22 protein-coding genes are annotated in these 20915 nt (G+C 38.1%); 17 read left to right on the top strand and 5 right to left on the bottom strand.

Annotated elements, in window-relative coordinates; genetic code table 11:
* Positions 1-264 precede the first annotated feature (264 nt).
* A complete protein-coding gene (locus J2S17_RS13590; protein ID WP_307475700.1) occupies positions 265-1614 on the top strand; it encodes a glucose-6-phosphate isomerase in 1350 nt (449 codons plus the stop codon).
* A gap of 201 nt (positions 1615-1815) precedes the next feature.
* On the opposite strand, the gene J2S17_RS13595 is transcribed toward J2S17_RS13590, so the two are convergent.
* The 3 genes from J2S17_RS13595 to J2S17_RS13605 form a co-directional block, all read right to left on the bottom strand.
* Positions 1816-1980 carry a hypothetical protein gene (locus J2S17_RS13595; RefSeq protein ID WP_307475702.1) on the bottom strand — a complete coding sequence of 55 codons (165 nt, stop codon included), beginning with the start codon at positions 1978-1980 and terminating at the stop codon, positions 1816-1818.
* Between the two features lie 96 nt (positions 1981-2076).
* Positions 2077-2454: a peptidase G2 autoproteolytic cleavage domain-containing protein gene (locus J2S17_RS13600; RefSeq protein ID WP_307475704.1), complete on the bottom strand. Its 378-nt coding sequence runs from the start codon at positions 2452-2454 to the stop codon at positions 2077-2079.
* A complete protein-coding gene (locus J2S17_RS13605; protein ID WP_307475706.1) occupies positions 2430-2729 on the bottom strand; it encodes a hypothetical protein in 300 nt (99 codons plus the stop codon). The genes J2S17_RS13600 and J2S17_RS13605 overlap by 25 nt, the downstream gene beginning before the upstream one ends.
* A 187-nt stretch (positions 2730-2916) precedes the next feature.
* Between J2S17_RS13605 and J2S17_RS13610 the strand changes: the two genes are divergently transcribed.
* Positions 2917-3324, top strand: coding sequence for a YugN-like family protein (locus J2S17_RS13610; RefSeq protein ID WP_307475708.1), 408 nt, complete (start codon positions 2917-2919; stop codon positions 3322-3324).
* On the opposite strand, the gene J2S17_RS13615 is transcribed toward J2S17_RS13610, so the two are convergent.
* Complete coding sequence (locus tag J2S17_RS13615) at positions 3321-4313, bottom strand: potassium channel family protein (protein WP_370875021.1); 993 nt, start codon at positions 4311-4313, stop codon at positions 3321-3323. The genes J2S17_RS13610 and J2S17_RS13615 overlap by 4 nt on opposite strands.
* A gap of 170 nt (positions 4314-4483) precedes the next feature.
* On the opposite strand from J2S17_RS13615, the gene J2S17_RS13620 reads away from it, so the two are divergent.
* Both J2S17_RS13620 and J2S17_RS13625 read left to right on the top strand, forming a co-directional pair.
* Positions 4484-5125: an SDR family oxidoreductase gene (locus J2S17_RS13620; protein ID WP_307475711.1), complete on the top strand. Its 642-nt coding sequence runs from the start codon at positions 4484-4486 to the stop codon at positions 5123-5125.
* Between the two features lie 238 nt (positions 5126-5363).
* On the top strand, positions 5364-6533 hold the full coding sequence (locus J2S17_RS13625; RefSeq protein ID WP_307475712.1) for an endonuclease: 1170 nt from the start codon (positions 5364-5366) through the stop codon (positions 6531-6533).
* 296 nt (positions 6534-6829) lie between these two features.
* On the opposite strand, the gene J2S17_RS13630 is transcribed toward J2S17_RS13625, so the two are convergent.
* On the bottom strand, positions 6830-7312 hold the full coding sequence (locus J2S17_RS13630; protein ID WP_307475714.1) for a hypothetical protein: 483 nt from the start codon (positions 7310-7312) through the stop codon (positions 6830-6832).
* 822 nt (positions 7313-8134) lie between these two features.
* Between J2S17_RS13630 and J2S17_RS13635 the strand changes: the two genes are divergently transcribed.
* The 13 genes from J2S17_RS13635 (at position 8135) to J2S17_RS13695 (ending at position 20890) form a co-directional block, all read left to right on the top strand.
* Positions 8135-10057: an asparagine synthase-related protein gene (locus tag J2S17_RS13635; protein WP_307475716.1), complete on the top strand. Its 1923-nt coding sequence runs from the start codon at positions 8135-8137 to the stop codon at positions 10055-10057.
* Positions 10058-10062: 5 nt separating this feature from the next.
* Complete coding sequence (locus tag J2S17_RS13640; RefSeq protein WP_307475718.1) at positions 10063-10188, top strand: paeninodin family lasso peptide; 126 nt, start codon at positions 10063-10065, stop codon at positions 10186-10188.
* A gap of 82 nt (positions 10189-10270) precedes the next feature.
* Positions 10271-11203, top strand: coding sequence for an aldolase (locus tag J2S17_RS13645; protein WP_307475720.1), 933 nt, complete (start codon positions 10271-10273; stop codon positions 11201-11203).
* The gene (locus J2S17_RS13650; RefSeq protein ID WP_307475722.1) at positions 11200-11499 is read left to right on the top strand and encodes a lasso peptide biosynthesis PqqD family chaperone; all 300 of its coding nucleotides are present in this window, start codon (positions 11200-11202) and stop codon (positions 11497-11499) included. The genes J2S17_RS13645 and J2S17_RS13650 overlap by 4 nt, the downstream gene beginning before the upstream one ends.
* A gap of 24 nt (positions 11500-11523) precedes the next feature.
* Positions 11524-11994, top strand: a complete 471-nt coding sequence (locus J2S17_RS13655) for a lasso peptide biosynthesis B2 protein (RefSeq protein ID WP_307475724.1) — start codon at positions 11524-11526, stop codon at positions 11992-11994.
* 1 nt (position 11995) lies between these two features.
* Positions 11996-13192, top strand: a complete 1197-nt coding sequence (locus tag J2S17_RS13660; protein WP_307475725.1) for a nucleotidyltransferase domain-containing protein — start codon at positions 11996-11998, stop codon at positions 13190-13192.
* A gap of 144 nt (positions 13193-13336) precedes the next feature.
* Entirely contained in the window at positions 13337-14065 is a 729-nt protein-coding gene (locus J2S17_RS13665) for a YveK family protein (protein WP_307475727.1), read from the top strand.
* Positions 14052-14717 carry a CpsD/CapB family tyrosine-protein kinase gene (locus tag J2S17_RS13670; RefSeq protein WP_307475728.1) on the top strand — a complete coding sequence of 222 codons (666 nt, stop codon included), beginning with the start codon at positions 14052-14054 and terminating at the stop codon, positions 14715-14717. Before J2S17_RS13665 ends, J2S17_RS13670 begins: the two co-directional genes overlap by 14 nt.
* 297 nt (positions 14718-15014) lie before the next feature.
* Positions 15015-16838, top strand: a complete 1824-nt coding sequence (locus tag J2S17_RS13675; protein ID WP_307475730.1) for a nucleoside-diphosphate sugar epimerase/dehydratase — start codon at positions 15015-15017, stop codon at positions 16836-16838.
* Between the two features lie 26 nt (positions 16839-16864).
* Positions 16865-17749 (top strand): UTP--glucose-1-phosphate uridylyltransferase GalU, encoded by an 885-nt coding sequence (galU, locus tag J2S17_RS13680; RefSeq protein WP_307475732.1) that lies wholly within the window; start codon positions 16865-16867, stop codon positions 17747-17749.
* The gene (locus J2S17_RS13685; protein WP_307475734.1) at positions 17746-18897 is read left to right on the top strand and encodes a glycosyltransferase family 4 protein; all 1152 of its coding nucleotides are present in this window, start codon (positions 17746-17748) and stop codon (positions 18895-18897) included. Before galU ends, J2S17_RS13685 begins: the two co-directional genes overlap by 4 nt.
* Positions 18882-19997: a glycosyltransferase family 1 protein gene (locus tag J2S17_RS13690; RefSeq protein WP_307475736.1), complete on the top strand. Its 1116-nt coding sequence runs from the start codon at positions 18882-18884 to the stop codon at positions 19995-19997. Before J2S17_RS13685 ends, J2S17_RS13690 begins: the two co-directional genes overlap by 16 nt.
* Complete coding sequence (locus tag J2S17_RS13695; protein ID WP_307475738.1) at positions 19997-20890, top strand: glycosyltransferase family 2 protein; 894 nt, start codon at positions 19997-19999, stop codon at positions 20888-20890. Before J2S17_RS13690 ends, J2S17_RS13695 begins: the two co-directional genes overlap by 1 nt.
* Positions 20891-20915: the final 25 nt, after the last annotated feature.

A 20915-nucleotide genomic window follows, 5' to 3' on the forward strand; every position in this document is an offset into this window, starting at 1 on the left:
GCGGGGGTTATTATTATACTACACCTCTATGCTTGAACACTGGTTCCCACACTGCTTCTGCCTGTTTTTTCTCTACATTTTTGGATAAATAGCATGAAACTTTTAAAAATATAATGAGATTCATTTCACCAAATTGAACACCAAGATATGGTTAGGGTTACAATGACTGATTCTTGATAAATTGTGATCCTTTGGTTAAAGTGGTAAAGGGCATAAAATTTCATTTTCTTTTTTATTATATTACATATTCGGAGGATTCTACATATGACTCATATTCAGTTTGATTACTCCAAAGCACTTAGCTTTTTTGGGGAACATGAAATTACCTATCTTCAAGATGCAGTGAAAGCTGCGCATCATGCCCTGCATGAAAAAACGGGAGCGGGCAATGATTATCTTGGTTGGATTGATCTTCCTGCCAATTATGATAAGGAAGAATTTACACGTATTCAACGTGCAGCTGAGAAAATCAAAAATGATTCCGATGTATTACTTGTTATCGGGATTGGCGGTTCTTACCTTGGTGCACGAGCGGCGATAGAAATGCTACAACATAGTTTTTATAATTCATTACCGAAAGAAAAACGAGGTGTGCCACAGATTTTCTTCGTAGGTAATAATATCAGCTCTACATATATAAAAGATTTAATTGACATGCTTGATGGAAAAGACTTTTCCGTGAATGTTATCTCTAAATCAGGAACAACGACAGAGCCTGCCATCGCATTCCGCTTGTTCCGCAAGATGCTGGAAGAAAAGTATGGAGCAGAAGAGGCCCGCAAACGTATTTATGCCACAACTGACCAAGCAAGAGGTGCACTGAAAACATTAGCGAATGAAGAGGGCTATGAATCATTCATCATTCCAGATGATGTTGGTGGACGCTATTCTGTTCTCACTGCTGTTGGGTTGCTGCCAATCGCTGTTGCTGATATCAATATTGAAGACATGATGAAAGGAGCTGCTGTTGCTCGGGAGGACTTTACTAAGCCTGAGCTGAATGATAATGCTGCTTATCAATATGCTGCTGTGCGTAATGCCTTATACAATAAGGGGAAAACAATCGAGATGCTCATTAACTACGAGCCTGGATTGCAATATTTCGCAGAATGGTGGAAGCAGTTATTAGGAGAAAGCGAAGGCAAAGATTTAAAAGGGATTTACCCTTCCTCTGCTAATTTTTCAACTGACCTTCATTCAATGGGGCAATACGTGCAAGAAGGTCGTCGTGATTTGTTTGAAACGATTATTAAGGTTGAAGAGTCTCGACATGAGCTTACGATTGAAGCAGCTGATTCTGACCTTGACGGTTTAAACTACCTAGCAGGAAAATCAGTAGACTTTGTAAATAATAAGGCATTTGAAGGAGCGATGCTTGCGCATACTGACGGCGGTGTGCCGAACTTAATCGTAGCGATTCCAAAAATGGACGCCTATACATTCGGCTATCTCGTTTACTTTTTCGAAAAAGCTTGCGCAATGAGCGGATATTTACTGGGGGTCAATCCATTTGATCAGCCGGGTGTTGAAGCTTATAAGGTTAATATGTTCGCACTTCTTGGAAAACCAGGATATGAGGAGAAGAAAGCAGAGCTTGAGAAGCGATTAAAATAAAAAAATGGCTGATTGTCAGGGACAATCAGCCATTTTTAAAAGGGTAACAGTATCAGGAAGATATCTAGAGAAAAGGGAATACACAACAAGGAAACCGGGAAAAAATCGCCCGGTTCTTTATTTGGCAAAAGAAAACTCATGATTTGCTGTCCTCATTCATCAAATCATGAAAGTGATTAGGTGATAATAGACTTCAACTATTTATTTAAGAAGTACTAAAATTTGATCAGATGCAGTACGCTTCATTACTCGGTATCCTTCAGTGGTTTTTGTAGCCATTCCCTCGTCATTTGGCATGCAATAGCCATCAACTTCACATGTACCATCATCACTGACAAAGAGTTTACCAACTAAACCAACAGACACCCACTCACTCAGGTCTATTTACACGGGAGATATATTTTAACGACCCGTCCCACTCAGGGTTAATGGCAGGGGTTCATTTTGTTATGGGAGGTATGATTACCTTGCCTGTGGCATCTTTTTCTCTTCGATTGTTATTTGCTCGTATTGAATGATTCCCCATTTATCTTTTACAAATTTATTTTCCCAGTGCAATTCAGCTGAATCTCCTGTGATTGCTGGTGTTGCACTGACAATTCCTAGAATGCATTTATCATTTGCATTGGCAATTCGTACTTTTTCTCCGGATAAAGTGCCAAAATATCCAGGATGAATTGGCTTCCCATCGACAGTTTCAAACATCTCTGCAAAATCTGTACCTCCAGGAAAAACATTTCCATCAATATATAGATTTCCCGTACTTGCTTGAAGTACGACTGCTAATCCGGGCGCTATTTCTGATAAACCATTGGCTACATGCCATGAGTTGGGGTACAAGGTCGATCCATACACCCCCATGATATGGGAACCTTCATGGTCTGCAGTGGTTGAAAGTCCTTCTGCATGGGAAGAGCCGCCATTGATTGGTTGTTATACCCTTCCGCATGAGAGGCTTCACCAACAGCTGAAGTGGTGCTCTCTTCCGCATGAGAGGATATTCCACTGGCAACAGTATTTATGCCTTCCGCATGAGAAGCTGCTCCACTCGCAGTGGTATTGCTGCCTTCCACCTCTGAACAGTTTCCTGGAGCATTTCGATTACATTCTGGCATGCTTTCACTTCCTTTTTTATTTGAAAAATTCTCAGATTCATTGTTATTGTATATACCTAGTAATAAGGTGTTTGTACAAATTCACTAAAAACAGGAAGATTTTTAAATTTAACATTTACTATTCTTTAATTCATGAAACATCTATTTATGGAAAAACTAAAAAAAGATATGGAAAGGGGTAGGTTATATGTATGAAATTCCTTCAAGGATAGAGGGGAAGCAATATCATTTATTCAAGCTTGAACAAAAGTTAAAGCCGAATGGCTACAGTATTGGCGGTAACTGGGATTATGATCAAGGGGCATTTGATTATAAAATTGATGCACAGGATGGCTATCATTTTTTACGGGTCCCATTTAAGGCGATTGATGGCCAATTAGATACGAGTAATTGTACTGTTGAGCTTGGCAGACCATTTCTGCTTTCGCATATTTATCAAGACGGCCAAGATGATCATGCGAATGTATCTAATTTCACCGCATCTTTAAACCAATTCTCTGAGCCAGTGGATAAAGATGCGAAAGTACCTGAGCAATATATTGATACCGGTAAATCTCTTGTTGAAGAACTAGAGGAAATTCTATTAGAGCCTTAATTCATTAGTACAATTAAAAAATCATTCTCTGTAATAATAAAAGGATGGGGAGGATTAACGACGGTTTCTTCTCCTCGTTTTACACCCAATAATAAGACGCCATCTTGCATGAGCCTCTCATTTATCTCTACAAATGATTTGCCAATCAACTCAATAGAAGCTGGGTGGAAGCTCAGCTTTCTTTCATCTAATTGGCTTAATAAACCTAAAAAGGAAGTAACCATCTCCTGAGACGTCAAGCTGTTAATCATCACGAAGCTCGTTAGCATATTTGTTTGTACCACTTCATCTGCGCCAGCTCTTTTGGCATTAGCAGTTTGTTCTGACGTTAATATTTCCACGATACAAGGTACATCAGGATTCAAGCCTTTAATAGCAAGCAATGTAAGGATAGAATTCATATCTGCATTTAACTCATCCTTATTTTGATCAGCTGTAATAATGACTTTTCTTGATTTTTCTATATTAGCCTTTAGCAAAACCTCATCCCGGTTTGCACGCCCTTTAACAAAATGCAGCTGCTTATCAGGCAGGGGGTTTTCCTCCAGCGTTTCATCAATTAATGTAACCGGCACACTGTTTTCATAGCTGCAAATCGTTCGTAATATTTCACGTGAGCGCTCGTTCCATCCGATAACAACGATATGATCACTCCCTTTATAGCGAAACTTCCCTTGAATATAATCATTCTGTTTTGAAACAGCTGCTGTAGCCAGAGCGACAAAATAAGAAGCTAAAAAACCTGCTCCTGTCATAACAAGAAGGATACCAGTAAACCTGCCGAGGAAAGTTTCTGGAACATAATCTCCATATCCAACAGTTGAAGCAGTAATAATTGCCCACCAAATCCCATCGAACCATGTTGGAAAACTATTTGGTTCGATCAAATGTACAAAATAGCCGAAAAATACAACGGCAAATAAGGCCATGAAAAGAATCCTTAAAACAAGGGGCAATCTTGTAAAATAAGAATAAATAAAATGGGGCATGCTTTCCACCTCAAAATCGGTCAAATTACCAAAAGGCTGTTAGTCAGTATGGACGAAATTTCCGGTATTCATAAGTTTTAGCTTCCTATAAACAGTTTATTTGATATGTGCATGGACATTTGAAATAATTAGAAAGAAACGAATACCATTTGGAAGGAGAATCATTATTTATGAAAGTTCTCGTAGTCGGAGCAAATGGCCAAATAGGTAAACATGTAATTAAACAGCTGCTGGAAAGTGATCAGCATAGCCCTAGAGCGATGGTTAGGAAACAGGAGCAAATCGAATATTTTGAAGGAATCGGTGCAGAAACCGTACTTGCTTCTCTTGAGGGCAATGTAGATGAAATTGCAGAAGCGGCAATGGGCTGTGAAGCCATTGTATTTACAGCAGGTTCAGGAGGTTCTACTGGATATGATCAAACATTGCTGATTGATCTGGATGGTGCAGGAAAAACAATTGAGGCAGCTGAGAAAGCAGGCATAGACAGATTTGTTATAGTCAGTGCCATTCATGCTGATAAGCGGGAGTCTTGGACAGATATCAAACCATATTATGTGGCCAAACATTATGCAGATAAATTACTGATAAATAGCGGTTTGAAATATACAATTATTCGCCCTGGCGGATTAACAAATGACCAAGGAACCGGAAAAGTAAAGGCAGGCGACAATGTTGAAAGAGGCAAGATTCCACGTGAAGATGTAGCAGCAACAATTGTAGCATCGTTAGATAACGAAAAAACAATCAATCGCTCATTTGATCTCGTTTCAGGAGAAACCTCAATCAACGAAGCGGTTAATCAATTATGATGATAAAATAAAAGCCTCGGCGTAGATGCCGGGGCTTTTACTCCTTTTTAAGGAAAAAAAGTTCAGTTCCAGTTATAAAAGTATTGTGAACACGAATGATCTAAACCCTCGATCAAATAGGCTAAAAACGCATCAATCTCATAGGCAAGAAGTTTCGCATTTTATTTTTTTTATAGATTGTAATATTGCTTTCATACATAATAGAATTTTATAGATAATTAGATAGGAGATGACCTAAATGGAGAGTAAAAGAAAAATGCCTAAGTTTCTGCTCCCTATCATATTAGTTGTTGGAGCAAGTTTAACGCTCTTCTTTTCTATTGAGTCAAATGGCAAGTCCGGAGAGGGATCTTGGTCTTCACCTTTTACAGTGGACCAAGCAATACAAAATCAAACTGGAAACATACACACCATAGAAGGCTATGTTATTGGTCAGCCTATTTCTGAGTCTTCAGTTATATCCGGAGATTTTTCAAATGATCATGCAATGGCGCTCGCGGACTCACCCAAAGAACACAAAATAGAAAAAATGATTTATGTCCAAATACCAGCAGAGCAACGTTTGCAATTTGGTCTTAAAACGAATGCGGATTTACTGGGAGAAAAGGTGCAAATCACTGGAGAATTAACAGCTTATTTTACTAAACCTGGTGTGAAGCAGGTTGAAAAGATGGCTTTAGATACGAAACCAATTGAAGAAGAGAATCAGGAATATGATGAGAATTATTATAAAGGTGCAATTGGAAAAACCGGTGAAGAATTGAAGACCGCATTACATAAAATCATTAGCGGCCATAATGAAATTTCATATGCTGAGGTTTGGGAAGCATTAAAACAAACAGATGAAGATCCGGAAAATAATGATCATGTATTGTTATTTTATACTGGCAGGTCACAAGCAAAGGCTTCTAATGGAGCTGATCCGGATGACTGGAACCGGGAACATATATGGGCGAAGTCTCATGGCGGCTTTGGCAATGAACAAGGAGCTGGCACTGACCTCCATCATCTTCGTCCAACAGATGTGAGTGTGAATGGCTCGAGGGGAAATCTGGATTTTGATAACGGTGGAAAAGAGCATGACGAAGCCTTAGGTAATTATTATGACCATGATTCTTGGGAGCCTCGCGATGAAGTGAAAGGCGATGTTGCGAGAATGCTGTTTTATATGGATGTTCGTTACGAAGGTAATCCAGGGGAAATAGACTTAGAGTTAAACGATAAGGTCAACAATGGTAAAAAACCAAATCATGGAAAATTGTCGATTCTACTGGAATGGCATCAAGAGGATCCTGTAGATGATTTTGAAAGAAAGCGTAATGATATAATCTATGATGAATTTCAATTTAATCGTAATCCATTTATTGATAATCCGGAATGGGCAGAAGAAATTTGGGGAACCGAGTGATAGAACTGAGCTGCCCTTAATGGATCTGACCTCACTCTATTTCCATATCCTTTTCCAACAAGGTCTGAGAACTTGATATGGACATAGTGGGGTTTCACTATCGCTAAAAGATGATCTCAATCCGCTTTGCTGATTCTTTGCTGCTTTTAAATCAAGTTTAAAAAAGGTCTTATAAACTCATCACTTCAGAGAAGCCCAAGAAAAAATACCAAAAATTGATAAGTAGAAAACAAGAACGGAAGAAGTTAAGTTTTTGGCATAAGCAAACTATTTAATATTAGTATTTTAATCATTTGCTACTTATTAACGATGTCTTTTGGATCAATATTACGTAAGATTTTATAAATTGCGAGTCCATCACTCACATGATTATCGCTATATTGAATGGGCAATAAAGCAAAGAAGATATAATATACAGAAAAATATCCAAACTGATAGAAATATGTGGTTTCTGGAATTATATTAAATATGATAAGTAAGTCGAGTATTAGCATCGAGCTCAAATTAAAGATAATCCCACCGGAATTCACAAGGATATGTGATAGCTTGTTATTTATCTTTAGACCTTTATATGTACATGATGAATCAGCGATATAAATGCGCTTTACAGAAATTGGGCCAATTGTTAAAAATGTTTTCCCGCTACCAATCACAAGGTGAGAATCTCCCCCCATAATTTTCGCCATCGTCCAATGACCTAACTGATGGATGAGTGACACTAGAGGAAGGATAAGAAAGAAAGCCCAAAAAGCTGTTATTAAGTCATCCCAATTAAACATAGAAACATCCTCCTTTTAGAAGATGTTTTCCCTTCATCTAATGTATATCAAACGCTTCATTCATATATCTAAAGAATTTGTAATAGAAACTATATGGATATGAAATTATCGGCTACATCTTGTAAAGAATTATTTAATTGTTTACAACTAATTAACGTACGATCCGATGTATGTTATATGCAAAAATTTTTATGAAAGCTACCATTAGATATACAAGATACCTTAATTTATTTTTCTTAGTTATATGGAGAGAAAAGAAGAATAAAATGAATGTATTAAGGGAAATCCTACCCAAAAAAGCTGATTAAAAATGGCTGTTTTCGTATACTTTATTGCTTTCCGCAGGTAGTGGTTGATTTCCTCTTCAGGGTTTGATTAATCGTTATCAAAACTATTAGGGGTCCGGCCGAAGGTGGATACTAATTTAAAAAATAAGGCTGTTTTTCGTATACTTTGTTGTTTTTCGCAGGGCTGGCGGTGAACCTCCTCGTCCGCTTCACTCCTGCGGGGTCTCGCACACCCGTTCCAATCAACTTTTTTATCAACGGTTTATCAAAACCTATGAAAAAACAACAATCTTTTAGAAAAAAGCCAAAAATAAAGATATTTCTAAAATTGACATTTATATGTAGTTGACATCTGCTAATGGTGATGTTAATTTATAATTAAATCGTTCTTTATACAGAACTGATTGCGGTTTTTAGTTGAAGGGTATCTCCTTATAAACACATTATTTAAAAGGATTATAATTTAATATAGTGATAGTCTCATTTTTTTAGCTTAAAGGTTCTTTAATGAGAACAAACGAGAGGTGTGAGAGTCGTGTCGGCGATAGCTGGAATTTATCATCTATATAAAGAACCTATTCCAATCGAGCATAGGGATGGAATGATGCAGGCATTTCAGACTTTCCCTGCCAATCGAAGGGCTGTATGGAATAAGGACTCGATCTTTTTCGGCTGCTGTTCACAATGGATCACTCCTGAATCAGTTAGCGAAGTGCTGCCCTTCTACGATTATGAAAGACAGTTAGCCATAACAGCAGATGCAATTGTTGACAATCGGGATGATCTTTTTGAACGATTGCAAGTTTATAAAAATGATCGCCCCATGGTCTCTGACAGTCAGCTTATCCTTCTTGCCTATGAGAAATGGGGAGAGGAGTGTCCAAAGTACTTAATTGGAGACTTTGCATTTATGATTTGGGATGAAAGGAAGCGGAAATTGTTTGGTGCTAGAGATTTTTCTGGTACAAGGACGCTTTATTATGCAAGGCATGACGAGAAGTTTGCCTTTTCAACAACAGTGAAATCGTTATTATCGTTACCATACATAACAAAGAATTTGAACGAAGAGTGGCTCGCAGAATTTATTGCGAATCCTGGGATGTTCGAGTCAGTGGATACTTCATCTACTGCTTACCAACATATACATCAACTCTCACCTTCTCATTCAATAACAATAATAGATGAAAAAATCCAGCTTAAGAGGTATTGCACATTAACCGAAGAAACAAAGCTTCGTTTTAAATCAGATAACGAATATGTAGAAGCCTTCCAAGATGTTTTTCAAACAGCTGTAAACTCTAAACTGAGAACGTTCAAGAAAAAAGGGGCGCATTTAAGCGGAGGACTGGATTCAGGATCTGTAGCTGCTTTTGCTAGTAGGACATTGAAAAAACAAAAAGAAATGCTGCATACCTTCAGCTTTGTGCCAGTAGATGATTTTGAAGATTGGACGCATAAAAGCAGGATAGCGAATGAAAGGCCCTATATTGAATCGACTGTACAATATCATTCTAATTTATCTCCTAACTATGTATCAGTGTCCGAACGTAATCCATACACAGAAATAGATGAGTGGTTGGATGCTTTGGAAATGCCCTATAAATTCTTTGAAAATACATACTGGCTAAGGGGAATTTATGAAAAAGCAGCGGAGATGGGTATCGGTGTGATCTTAAATGGCCAAAGAGGGAATTGGACAGTATCATGGGGACCCAGCCTCGATTATTTCGCACGTTTAATCAAAAGAATGAAGTGGATTAAGTTTTATCAGGAAGTGCATGCCTATAGCAGCCAATCAGGAATCGGAAGGAAAAGAATTGTATCTGTTGTCGTTAATCGAAAATTCATGCCTATTACCTATAAAAAGGAAGATTTATTCCCCATATTCATTAACAGGAGTTTTGCAAGAAAAACAGGTGTTTTTGAAAAATTACAAGAGAATGGTATAGACCCTGCAGGAAAAATGAGCAGCAATGCTTATAAAGTTAGACAAGATCAATTTCAGCAGCTTTACTATTGGAATACAACAGGCACCTACGGAGCAAAAATGGCATTAAGGTATGGAACTGTACAAAGAGACCCAACAGATGATTTACGAGTCATTCGCTATTGTCTATCTATTCCTGATGAACAATTTGTCCGCAATGGAATGGACAGGGCACTGATTCGAAGAGCAACTGAAGGCTATCTGCCAGACAATATCCGATTAAATGATGAAACAAGAGGTGTCCAAGGAGCAGATGGCGTTCATCGTATGATTCCTGCCTGGAATGAATTTATCGACGAGCTTGAAAAAATGATGGAGAACCCACTCATCCAAGAATTATTAGATAAAGAAGTTTTAATAGCTGCTTTAGCTAAAATAAAACATCCGGATGCAAGCATTGCTTTTGAATATGAAATGAAGATATTAATGAGGAGCTTAATCTTGTATCGTTTTTTAATTGGAAGGGGGTGATACGTATGAAGAAGCATTGGCAAAAGCCGACTCTAGAAGTGCTTGAAATCACAATGACTATGGCCGGACCTGGTAGAAAAACACCAGATTCTGTACAGCCAGACCCGGATGATCCAGTAAAATTCAGCTGATTTAGTTACTTCTTTTTTGTTGCTGCCCTCGTACCCTTCTAAAAAGTATGAGGGTTTTTACTAAGTTTTGTTTGGAGGCCCTATGATAACTAAGATAAAAACATATATGTATTATGCATTTGGCTTGCATTTGCAAAGTTCAATGCCGCTTCCGGAATTAATTGCAAATAATCAGCCTTTATCAGAAGTAGATATTCAAATAGAAGAAAATGATTTAACTCAATTATGGAGTGAATATGGAAAGCGCAAAAAATTTAATGTAATTCATGACCACTCAGTTCTATTTGAAGTGCCGGATACAGCGATTTATCATATCGAAAAAGGAAATAAAATTACTGTTTCACCGATAGAAAATGCATCGTTAGATAAAATTCGCCTCTTTGTCCTTGGTTCCTGCATGGGGATTATTTTAATGCAAAGAAAAATACTGCCACTCCATGGAAGTGCCGTCAGGATAAATAATCAAGCATACTTAATTGTCGGAGAATCAGGAGCAGGAAAATCAACGCTGGCTTCTGCATTATTAAGCAGAGGTTATCGGCTTTTAAGTGATGATGTAATTCCTGTATCATTGTCCGATGATGGTACGCCTATAGTTGTTCCCGCATATCCTCAGCAAAAGCTATGGCAATCGAGCTTGGATGCGTTCGGAATGACAGCTGATGAATTTCGGCCGATTTATGATAGGGAAAGTAAATTTGCTGTTCCTGTTTGTACTCAGTTTTCTTCTAGTTCACTGCCGTTGGCGGGTATATTTGAATTGGTGAAATCGGAATCTGATCCAGTCCAAATAAAGTCGATATCTGGATTAAACCAATTGCAAACTTTAAGCACTCATACGTATCGGCAATTTTTAGTCGAAAGATTAAACCTAGTGGAATGGCATTTTAATATGACAGTTAAAGTCTCTCAACATATTCATATGTATAGACTGGAGAGACCGGATAATCAATTTACAGCTCATGAATTGGCAGGGATGATCATCAATTCTATTAATGAGGAGCAGAGACAATGAGTACGAAAAAAATGGTTTCATTAAAAGACAAGGTTCAGCAGGTGAAGGGGAATCTCGTAAGTGACATGGGTGGAGAAAAAGTGATGTTAAGTATAGAAAATGGAAAGTATTATAATTTAGGTGAAATTGGCGGAGATATTTGGGAGCTCATAAGTGAACCGATAGAAATTGATCAAATCGTATCAAAATTGATGGATCACTATGAAGTTACACGTGAAGAATGTGAGACCGAGGTTACCAGTTTCCTAGCTCAATTGAAAAAAGAGAATTTAATACAATTGAAGGGTGATTTTTAAAGGCTGCTGTAAGGAGATCTTGATATGAAAATACTGCACAAATTTAATACATTTAGATTAATGAACAAGCAACTGAAGTGGATGTATCTTGAAGCCTACTTTTATTTGGCTTATGCGCGTATCTACAAAATGCTCCCCTTTGCTAAGGTGTCGCATCTATTAGGCGTTGGCATGAATGAAACTTCGTATGTGATAGATGAAACAAATTCTAAGACGATTAAAAGTGTTTCGCATGCCATCCATCATATGAGTACCTTTGCATTTTGGGAAAGCCAATGCCTTGTAAAAGCCATCGCAGGCATGAAGATGCTTGAAAGGAGAAAGATAGAAAGTACACTTTATTTCGGTACAGGTAAAGATGAAACAGGTAAGCTGGTCGCCCATGCGTGGCTAAGAAGCGGGCAAATTTATCTATCTGGTGCTGATGAGATGCATGAATTTACGGTTGTCGGGATGTTTGCTAAGAAATCGATGCTTGATTATGAAGGGGAATGAAATGGAAGAGCTAGCTCATTTAAATGTAGAAGGCATACCAAAAGAATTGGACCTCATCTTAGCCATCATTATTAATGACGATAGACTTTATCGGGACCTAACACTGAAGGAGAATATTGACTGGCATCTATTTCTCGAACTTGCGATGCATCATCGCGTATTTCCACTGGTTTATTCAAGGCTATTCAAACAAAATCATGGACTGCTGCCTTCATTTGTCATGGAGTCTTTAGAGAGGTCATATAAGAGAAATACTTTTCACATGCTCCATTTAAGCGCTGAAATGGAGAAAATCAATGAAATGTTCTTGGACAATGGAATTAAGTCGCTTTTTCTAAAAGGTCCGATTTTGGCAAAAGAACTATATGGAGATCTTTCCTTGCGGACGAGCGGAGACATCGATTTGCTCATTCATATAGAGGATATAGCAAAGGCAGATCGTTTACTCGTTTCCTTTGGCTATAAACAAGATGAATATATACATTCTTTATTGAATGATTGGAAATGGAGACATCACCACTTTACTTATTATCATGAAGCATTCGGAACAAAGGTTGAAGTCCACTGGAGGCTGAACCCTGCTCCAAGTAATGAGCCTGCGTTTCACGAACTTTGGCAGCGAAAACAGCGCAGTACCACTCATCAAGCATCAAGACTGTTTTTTTTAGGCAATGAGGATTTATTCTTTTTCCTTGTGACTCACGGAGCCAGACATGGCTGGTCGAGACTTAGGTGGCTGGCAGACATTCATCAAATAGTTGAAAAAGGTTTGAACTGGACTAAGGTTGAGCTTCTATTGAGAAAACATAAAGGTAAAAAGATCGCCGGCCAAGCACTTATCCTATCAGCAGTACTATTTCAGACAGATGTACCAAAAGACGCTCAGATGTTCATTACACGGAAAGCAAATCAATTAGCTGCGCAGGCTTTGTTTTATTTAAGAAACAAAGTCAACTTACATAGCGGTAAGGTACCGAGGGATGTTGCAAAGTATCATGCCTTGCATCTCTTTTCACTTATGAGCTATCAGCAAAAAATTGCATATATATTTATGATGCTGCATCCATTATATTCTGATCTTGAGACTTTGCCATTACCAAGGAAATTACACTTTCTTTATTATCCGCTGCGACCATTCCTTTGGACATGGAGAAAAACAAGGAATATCACAAAATATAAAAACATGGAAGTTAAATAGGAAAATAATCATATAAGTTGGTTGAATAGTATTGACATGTTCTTTATAGAGAACTAATATAAGGGTATATTCTTTTGTTTATGTGCATTTTTTTAACGAATAAGTTCTTTATTAAGAACATATAAACATTTAAGGTGGTTTACTATGAGCCGTTTTATTGACGAACCAAGAGGTGCTAAAGAAATCAATTTATTTGAATTATATAAAGTCATTAAAAAACGCTTTTGGGTCATTCTCATTTTTATCATTCTTGCTGGTACAGCTGCATTTTTTTATAGCACCTATAATAAGACAACGCTATTATATCAAAGCTCAACCAATATCATTATTGGTGCAGAGGCTGGGTATAGAAACACGCTACAGGTTATTATCAAAGATACCATTGTGTTGGAAAAGGTTATCGGTAAATTGGGGTTATCGACAACCTCTGATCAATTGGCAAATAGGATAAATGTAGAGAGCATAGATGACACACAGGTTGTGAAAATTTCAGTTACGGATACTAACTCTAAAAATGCTGCCGATATAGCGAATACAACGGCTAAAGTTTTTATAGAAGAAATTCCAAAAATCATGGATTTTGAGGAGGTATCAGTATTATCTGAAGCAAAAATGAACCCTCGTCCAATCAATGAAAGCTCTCAAATCCCTATCATCATTATTGCCATTGTCTTTGGGGTGATTGCCGGGGTAGGCTTCATCTTTTTACTGGATTCACTTGATGATTCGATTAAAACCGAGCGTGAAATCGAACGACTGCTAGATGTACAAGTGATCGGCAGTGTTTCAAAAATGGATAAGAAAAATGTTCGCCAGATGAAAATAAGGCAATCAACTGAGGAAATGAGGGGGAAGACTATTGAGTCTAAATAAGAGGAAGACGAGCAAACCTGCGGGACAAAGAAACTTAGTCACTTTTTCGCACCCAGACTCCATCATTTCTGAACAATTCAGGACGATAAGAACAAATATTCAATTCATCAATGGCGAGAAAAACAACCCGATTCTTCTCATAACTTCACCAAGTAAGCTAGAAGGTAAATCAACTTCCGCTGCAAATATAGCGGTATCGATGGCACAGCAAAAAGAAAAAGTGCTTCTTATAGATGCCAGCCTAAGGAATCCAGCTATTCATGAAATCTTTCAGCTCCCCCATACAGCAGGACTGACTGATGTACTAAAGGGATATATTACCTTTGAGGAAGCAGTGGTTTCTTCTCAAATTCCAGGATTAAAAATATTGCCAAGCGGCAAGGTTCCTACAAATCCTTCTGAACTCTTAAGTTCAAAGGCAATGAAAAGGTTATTGGATAAAGTGAGTCCGTTATATGATATTACTTTAATTGACTCCCCTTCTGTACTTGATGTCACGGATACAAAGATTTTGGCCAATTTGAGTGATGGCGTTATTTTAGTTGTCCGTCAAGGTAAAACAAAAGCTGAACATACTTATAATGCTAAAAGAGTTCTGCAATATGCAAAGTCTCAGATTATCGGTGTCATTTTAAATGAACAAAATAAATGAAAAAGTAAATTTTTTTAATCAATATGTTCGTTATAAAGAATAAATCATTTGTTTTAATAGAGATTTTTACGAATGGTGATGTTTCCTTACCGTTATCAATGGAAGCACTCGGTCATGCTGTGGGCAATTGCCTTAGACGCCAGTCGTCAAGAGTGTGATGTGAGGTAGGGTTAGATGCCCTTATTATTAATGAATTTAGTTATGGGGTTTTAATTATGCGTTAAGACCCCGTTACTAAGTGCTTTAATAGCAGGTCTTAATGACGGTTTCAAGAAAATTGAAAGGAGGATCGTATAAATGACCTATCGGCAAAGGCTTTCACTCTTTATCTTAATAGATACTTGCTTAGTTCTTTCTGCTTTGATGATTGGTGCTTTATTAGCAAAGGAGCTTCACCTGGAAAATTCAACTCTGTTTATATCAGGCATGTGTATATTGCTTTTTCACCATTTATACGCGCTCAAATTCCATCTTTATAAGAAGGTTTGGGAGTATGCAAGTATAGGTGAACTCATGATTATTATGAAGATCGTTACTTATGCAATCAGTACTTCAGCTATTATTCAATTCACTATTTTCCAAGCAATCCCTATTCGTTTATTCATTATCATTTGGCTTCTTCATCTGTTATTCGTTGGAGGATCGCGCTTCTATTGGCGAATCTATAGAGACGAAGTAATAATGAGAAATCAGAATAAACAAAGGACCCTCATCGTTGGCGCTGGTTCCGCTGGTGTCATGGTGGCCCGACAGCTTTTAAAAAGCAATGAAGCGAACTTAATGCCTGTCGCGTTTATAGACGACAATCACCAAAAACACCATTTTGATATATTAGGCCTTTCTGTTGTCGGTGGAGTAAGCGCCATTGTATCTGTTGCAGAAAGCATGCAAATTGATCATATTATCATCGCCATTCCATCGTTAAATAAAAAAGGATTAAATACGATCTTTAAAGAATGTGCGAAAACAAAAGCTAAAACACAAATATTACCGATGCTGGAAGACTTAGTGACGGGGAAGGTGTCTGTTAATCAATTTAGGGATGTTCAAGTGGAGGATTTACTTGGAAGAAAACCAATTGAGCTTAATGTTGAAAGTATATCTGATTATGTAACCGATCAAACTGTATTGGTTTCTGGTGCTGGAGGTTCTATCGGCTCAGAGATTTGCAGACAGGTATCTGCGTTTCATCCGAAGAAACTCATTCTACTTGGGCATGGTGAGAACAGCATCTATTCCATTCATTTGGAGCTGGAAGAAAAATTTAAACATACATTGATAGAATTCGTTACTGAAATTGCAGATATTCAGGATGAGAAAAAGATGCTCGAGGTTATGCATACATATAAGCCATCTGTTGTCTATCATGCAGCGGCGCATAAGCATGTGCCTTTAATGGAACGTAATCCTGTTGAGGCTGTGAAAAATAATATCCTTGGAACAAGAAATATTGCTGAAGCTGCTCATTGGGAAAGCGTAGACGTATTTGTGATGGTTTCAACCGACAAGGCAGTCAATCCAACAAGTGTCATGGGTTCAACAAAAAGGCTGGCTGAAATGTTTATTCAGCATATGGATACCATTAGTCAAACAAGGTTTGTTGCTGTGAGGTTTGGCAATGTCTTAGGAAGCCGGGGCAGTGTAATCCCCCTTTTTAAAAAGCAGATTGAAAAAGGGGGGCCAGTAACAGTCACCCATCCGGATATGATACGTTATTTCATGACTATCCCAGAAGCATCGAGATTAGTGATGCAAGCTGGCGCCTTAGCAGATGGCGGGGAAATCTTTGTGCTAGACATGGGGGAACCAGTTAAAATCATTGATCTTGCAAAAAATTTAATTAAACTATCTGGCTATAATATCGATGAGATTGGCATAGAATTCACTGGAATGAGACCAGGAGAAAAGTTGTTTGAAGAGCTGCTTAAGGAAGATGAAGTATATGAGCAGCAAGTGTATCCCAACATTTATATAGGAAAAACATCTAGTATTTTTTTAGAAGAAATAAACGAAATATTATCCCTTTTTCAAACGGTGGATAAAGAAATCCTGAGGGTGAAATTATTAAGCTTGGCTAACAGAAGGAATGAAGAGCATTCACAGCCAGTGATGTCTATTTAAAGAGGAGAAAGGGGGCATGAGTATCAATGAAAAAGGTAAGAAAGGCGATTATTCCAGCGGCTGGTTTAGGCACAAGATTTTTGCCGGCAACAAAGGCGATGCCAAAGGAAATGCTGCCGATTGTAGATAAACCGACGATTCAATATATCGTGGAGGAGGCCATCGCTGCTGGAATTGAAGATATCATTATTGTAACAGGCAAGGGGAAGAGAGCCATTGAGGACCATTTCGATCATTCCTTTGAGTTGGAAAAAAACCTTTATGATAAAGGCAAAATGGCCATTTTAGATGCTGTCCAAAAATCTTCAACCTTAGCAGATATTCACTATATCCGGCAAAAGGAGCCCAAGGGATTGGGCCATGCCATTTGGTGTGCGAGAAAATTTATTGGAGATGAACCGTTTGCTGTCTTATTAGGGGATGATATTATCCAATCCGACAAACCATGCATTGGACAAATGATTGAACAATACAATCGCTATCATGCATCCATTCTTGGTGTGCAGAGGGTACCAGATAACGAAGTATCACGATATGGAATCATTGATGGCTTTGCGATGGATGATCAAATCTCTTCAGTAAGAAATCTCGTAGAAAAGCCAGAAAAAGACTTCGCCCCTTCAAATTTAGCCATAATGGGACGCTATATACTTACACCTAAGATCTTTGATATCCTAAGTGATCAATCGCCTGGTGCAGGAAATGAAATCCAATTGACTGATGCCATTGCGAGATTAAATGAGCATGAGGCAGTATATGCTTATCAGATTGATGGAATGCGGTACGATGTTGGTGAGAAAATCGGTTTTATTAAAACAACGATTGAATTTGCATTGGAAAATCCAGAATTAAAATCATCATTACTCGAATATTTATCAATTGTAATAGATAGGCAAGCGATCAAGAAATGAAGAAGAAAATATTGTTTTGTGCGACAGTTGATTATCATTTTAGCCTATTTCATCTTCCTTTTATTAAATGGTTTAAAGAACAAGGCTGGGAGGTGCACGTTGCAGCAGCGGGGAGCTTAAAGCTTCCATATGTTGATTATCAATTTCATCTTCCAATCCAGCGTTCACCATTAAAAAAGGATAATATAGCAGCATATAAAAAAATTAATGCTCTAATTGAAAAGTATCAATATGATTTCATTGACAGTCACACGCCAATGGGGGGGATTCTTGGGCGGCTGGCAGCGAGAAATAGGCGTAATAAAGGCCTGAAAGTCATTTATACCGCTCATGGTTTTCACTTTTGTAATGGGGCACCCCTTCTTAATTGGCTTGTGTACTATCCAATCGAAAAAATAATGGCACATTTTACCGATTTACTGATTACTATCAATCACGAGGATTATAGCTTAGCAATGAAACATAAATTTAAAGCAAAGGAAATTGCTCTAATCCATGGAGTAGGTGTGAATCCTGATAGATTTACCCCTGTCACAAAAATACAAAAAGGCATACTGAGAGAAAAGCATCACTATCATCGTGATGCTTTTTTAATGTTTTATGGAGCAGAATTTAATCGTAATAAGAATCAGTCCTTCCTTATTAAAGCGTTGGCGCATATAAAGGAACAACAGCCTGAAGCAAGACTAATACTTGCTGGAGAAGGTCCGGAGTTGAATCATTGTAAGGAACTTGCGGAAAGTCTTGGTATCAGGCATATGGTTGATTTTTTAGGTTTTAGAAAGGATATTGACTTGCTTTTACAAATGTGTGATCTTGTCGTTGCATCAAGCCTAAGGGAAGGGCTGCCCGTCAATATCATGGAAGGAATGGCAGCCGGTTTACCGATTGTTGCAGTTCCTAACCGGGGACACGGGGAGCTGGTGTGTAGTGGAAGGAATGGCTGGATCGTGAAAAATGTAAATGAGATGGCTGATAAAGTTAAATTATTGGCTGCTGATGAACGTTTATGTAAACAGCTGGGTGCGGAAAGCAGAGAAATCATTCTTGAGAAATATAGTGTAAACAAGGTACTTGAAGAAAAACGAAAGCTATATAAAAAAGTCATCAATGAAATGGGGGGAGAGGTTCAATGGGCAGTCCATTAAGAATATTGCATGTAGTTGTGAATATGAATCGTGGCGGTGCTGAAACGCTCATAATGAACCTTTACCGTCATATCGATCGATCAAAGGTCCAATTTGATTTTTTAACATGTAAGCCAGGCGTATTTGATGAGGAAATAAAGGTGATGGGCGGAATCATTCATAGGATTCCATATGTTTCGGATGTAGGTCATTTTAAATATATAAGCGAGCTTGAAGGTTTCTTCAAGGCTAATCATCAGTATCAAATTGTACATTCGCATATGGATAAGATGAGTGGGTTTGTTTTGAAAGCGGCGAAGGAGAGTAGCATTCCAATTAGGATCGCACATAGTCATAATACAAAAAGCGAAGGTGGAACGGCTATAAGGTTATATAAATGGTGGGCTGGCACTTTTATCGTTCCATCATCAACGGATTATTTTGCTTGCTCATCTGAGGCAGCAAAGTGGCTATTCCGTCAGCAATATAGCAAAGCGAAAATGGTGAAAAACGGAATCGCATTCGCCCCGTTTTACTTCGCTTTAGAAACGAGACGTAAAGTGCGGGAAGAATTAGAGCTTGACCATGGCATCTTTGCGATAGGGCATGTAGGCCGTTTTGCCAAGCAGAAAAATCATTCCTTTTTAATTGAGCTATATGCAGAATATGAAAGGGTAAATAAAAATTCCGTCCTTTTATTATTAGGTGATGGACATTTAAGAGAGGAAATGGAACGGAAAGTAAGGGATTTAGGCTTGAAAGACAAAGTGAGATTTCTTGGCATTAGAGATGATGTGAACGAAGTCTTACAGGCAATGGATTTATTTGTTTTTCCTTCTTTTCATGAGGGGTTGCCTGTTACTCTCATTGAAGCGCAAGGAGCAGGGTTGCCATGTATCATATCGGATCAAATTTCGAGTGAAGCGGATCTTGATATGAATCTTGTAGAATATTTGCCATTAAGTAACACGAGTATGTGGGTAGATTCTATCAAACGCAGGAAATCAGCCAAGATTGAACGCAGGAGTGATAAAGAGCCGCTTGTGGCAAAGGGATATGATATTTCAAGGACAGCCACAAGTGTTCAAGCGCTTTACCTGTCATATATAGGGGCACCTTAATGAAAACTTTAACGATTTTTACACCTGCTTATAATCGTGCATATTGTCTAGGGAAATGTTATGAAAGCTTGTTGCGCCAAACCAATCAAGAGTTTATTTGGCTTATCATTGATGACGGCTCCACAGATGAGACTGGAAAATTAGTAGATTCGTGGGTCAAAGAGCAAAAAATAGAGATACAGTATTACTACCAGGAAAATCAAGGGATGCATGGTGCCCATAACAAAGCCTATCAGCTGATTGAGACAGACCTGAATATGTGCATTGATTCAGATGATTATTTAGCTGATGGTGCTGTGGAGAAAATCATTCATTTTTGGCAAAAAAACGGGAATAAGGATGTGAGCGGAATCATTGGGCTTGATGCGGATCAGCACCAACGTGTTATTGGTACAAGAATGCCAGCTCAGATCAAGCGTTCCACTTTGTTTAATCTTTATAATAAATACGGTGTGACCGGTGATAAAAAGCTAGTGTATCGAACAGAGTTAACAAACAAATATCCCTATCCAATCTTTCAAGATGAGAAGTACGTAGGCCTTGCTTTTAAATACTATAAGCTGGATCAAGAGTATGAAATGCTGTTGTTAGACGAGGTGCTATGCCATGTGGAATACCTTGAAGATGGGTCAACACACAATATGATCAATCAATACCGAAAGAATCCCAAAGGCTTTGCCTTCTATAGAAAAGAGTTAATGAAGCTCCCTTACGCAGGGCAGCTTTTTAAATTTAGGCAAGCGATCCATTTCGTTTCCAGCAGCTTGATGATGAGGAACCAATATTTTTTGAAAGAATCGCCAAAGAAAGGGTTGACCCTTTTAGCCATTCCATTTGGTTTACTATTGTATGTTTACATCTTATTTAAATCAAGAACGGTCAAACACGTATAAATAGCACAGGAATAGAAAGGAATCA

Origin of the sequence: Cytobacillus purgationiresistens (genome assembly GCF_030813235.1) — a bacterium.
Taxonomy (GTDB): Bacteria; Bacillota; Bacilli; order Bacillales; family Cytobacillaceae; genus Cytobacillus; species Cytobacillus purgationiresistens.

Coding starts and splice junctions, on each gene's coding strand:
- J2S17_RS13590 (WP_307475700.1), top strand. CDS start 265: ATGACTCATATTCAGTTTGATTACTCCAAAGCACTTAGCTTTTTTGGG.
- J2S17_RS13605 (WP_307475706.1), bottom strand. CDS start 2,729: ATGCCAGAATGTAATCGAAATGCTCCAGGAAACTGTTCAGAGGTGGAA.
- J2S17_RS13610 (WP_307475708.1), top strand. CDS start 2,917: ATGTATGAAATTCCTTCAAGGATAGAGGGGAAGCAATATCATTTATTC.
- J2S17_RS13615 (WP_370875021.1), bottom strand. CDS start 4,313: ATGCCCCATTTTATTTATTCTTATTTTACAAGATTGCCCCTTGTTTTA.
- J2S17_RS13620 (WP_307475711.1), top strand. CDS start 4,484: ATGAAAGTTCTCGTAGTCGGAGCAAATGGCCAAATAGGTAAACATGTA.
- J2S17_RS13625 (WP_307475712.1), top strand. CDS start 5,364: ATGGAGAGTAAAAGAAAAATGCCTAAGTTTCTGCTCCCTATCATATTA.
- J2S17_RS13630 (WP_307475714.1), bottom strand. CDS start 7,312: ATGTTTAATTGGGATGACTTAATAACAGCTTTTTGGGCTTTCTTTCTT.
- J2S17_RS13640 (WP_307475718.1), top strand. CDS start 10,063: ATGAAGAAGCATTGGCAAAAGCCGACTCTAGAAGTGCTTGAAATCACA.
- J2S17_RS13645 (WP_307475720.1), top strand. CDS start 10,271: ATGATAACTAAGATAAAAACATATATGTATTATGCATTTGGCTTGCAT.
- J2S17_RS13650 (WP_307475722.1), top strand. CDS start 11,200: ATGAGTACGAAAAAAATGGTTTCATTAAAAGACAAGGTTCAGCAGGTG.
- J2S17_RS13655 (WP_307475724.1), top strand. CDS start 11,524: ATGAAAATACTGCACAAATTTAATACATTTAGATTAATGAACAAGCAA.
- J2S17_RS13660 (WP_307475725.1), top strand. CDS start 11,996: ATGGAAGAGCTAGCTCATTTAAATGTAGAAGGCATACCAAAAGAATTG.
- J2S17_RS13665 (WP_307475727.1), top strand. CDS start 13,337: ATGAGCCGTTTTATTGACGAACCAAGAGGTGCTAAAGAAATCAATTTA.
- J2S17_RS13675 (WP_307475730.1), top strand. CDS start 15,015: ATGACCTATCGGCAAAGGCTTTCACTCTTTATCTTAATAGATACTTGC.
- galU (WP_307475732.1), top strand. CDS start 16,865: ATGAAAAAGGTAAGAAAGGCGATTATTCCAGCGGCTGGTTTAGGCACA.
- J2S17_RS13685 (WP_307475734.1), top strand. CDS start 17,746: ATGAAGAAGAAAATATTGTTTTGTGCGACAGTTGATTATCATTTTAGC.
- J2S17_RS13690 (WP_307475736.1), top strand. CDS start 18,882: ATGGGCAGTCCATTAAGAATATTGCATGTAGTTGTGAATATGAATCGT.
- J2S17_RS13695 (WP_307475738.1), top strand. CDS start 19,997: ATGAAAACTTTAACGATTTTTACACCTGCTTATAATCGTGCATATTGT.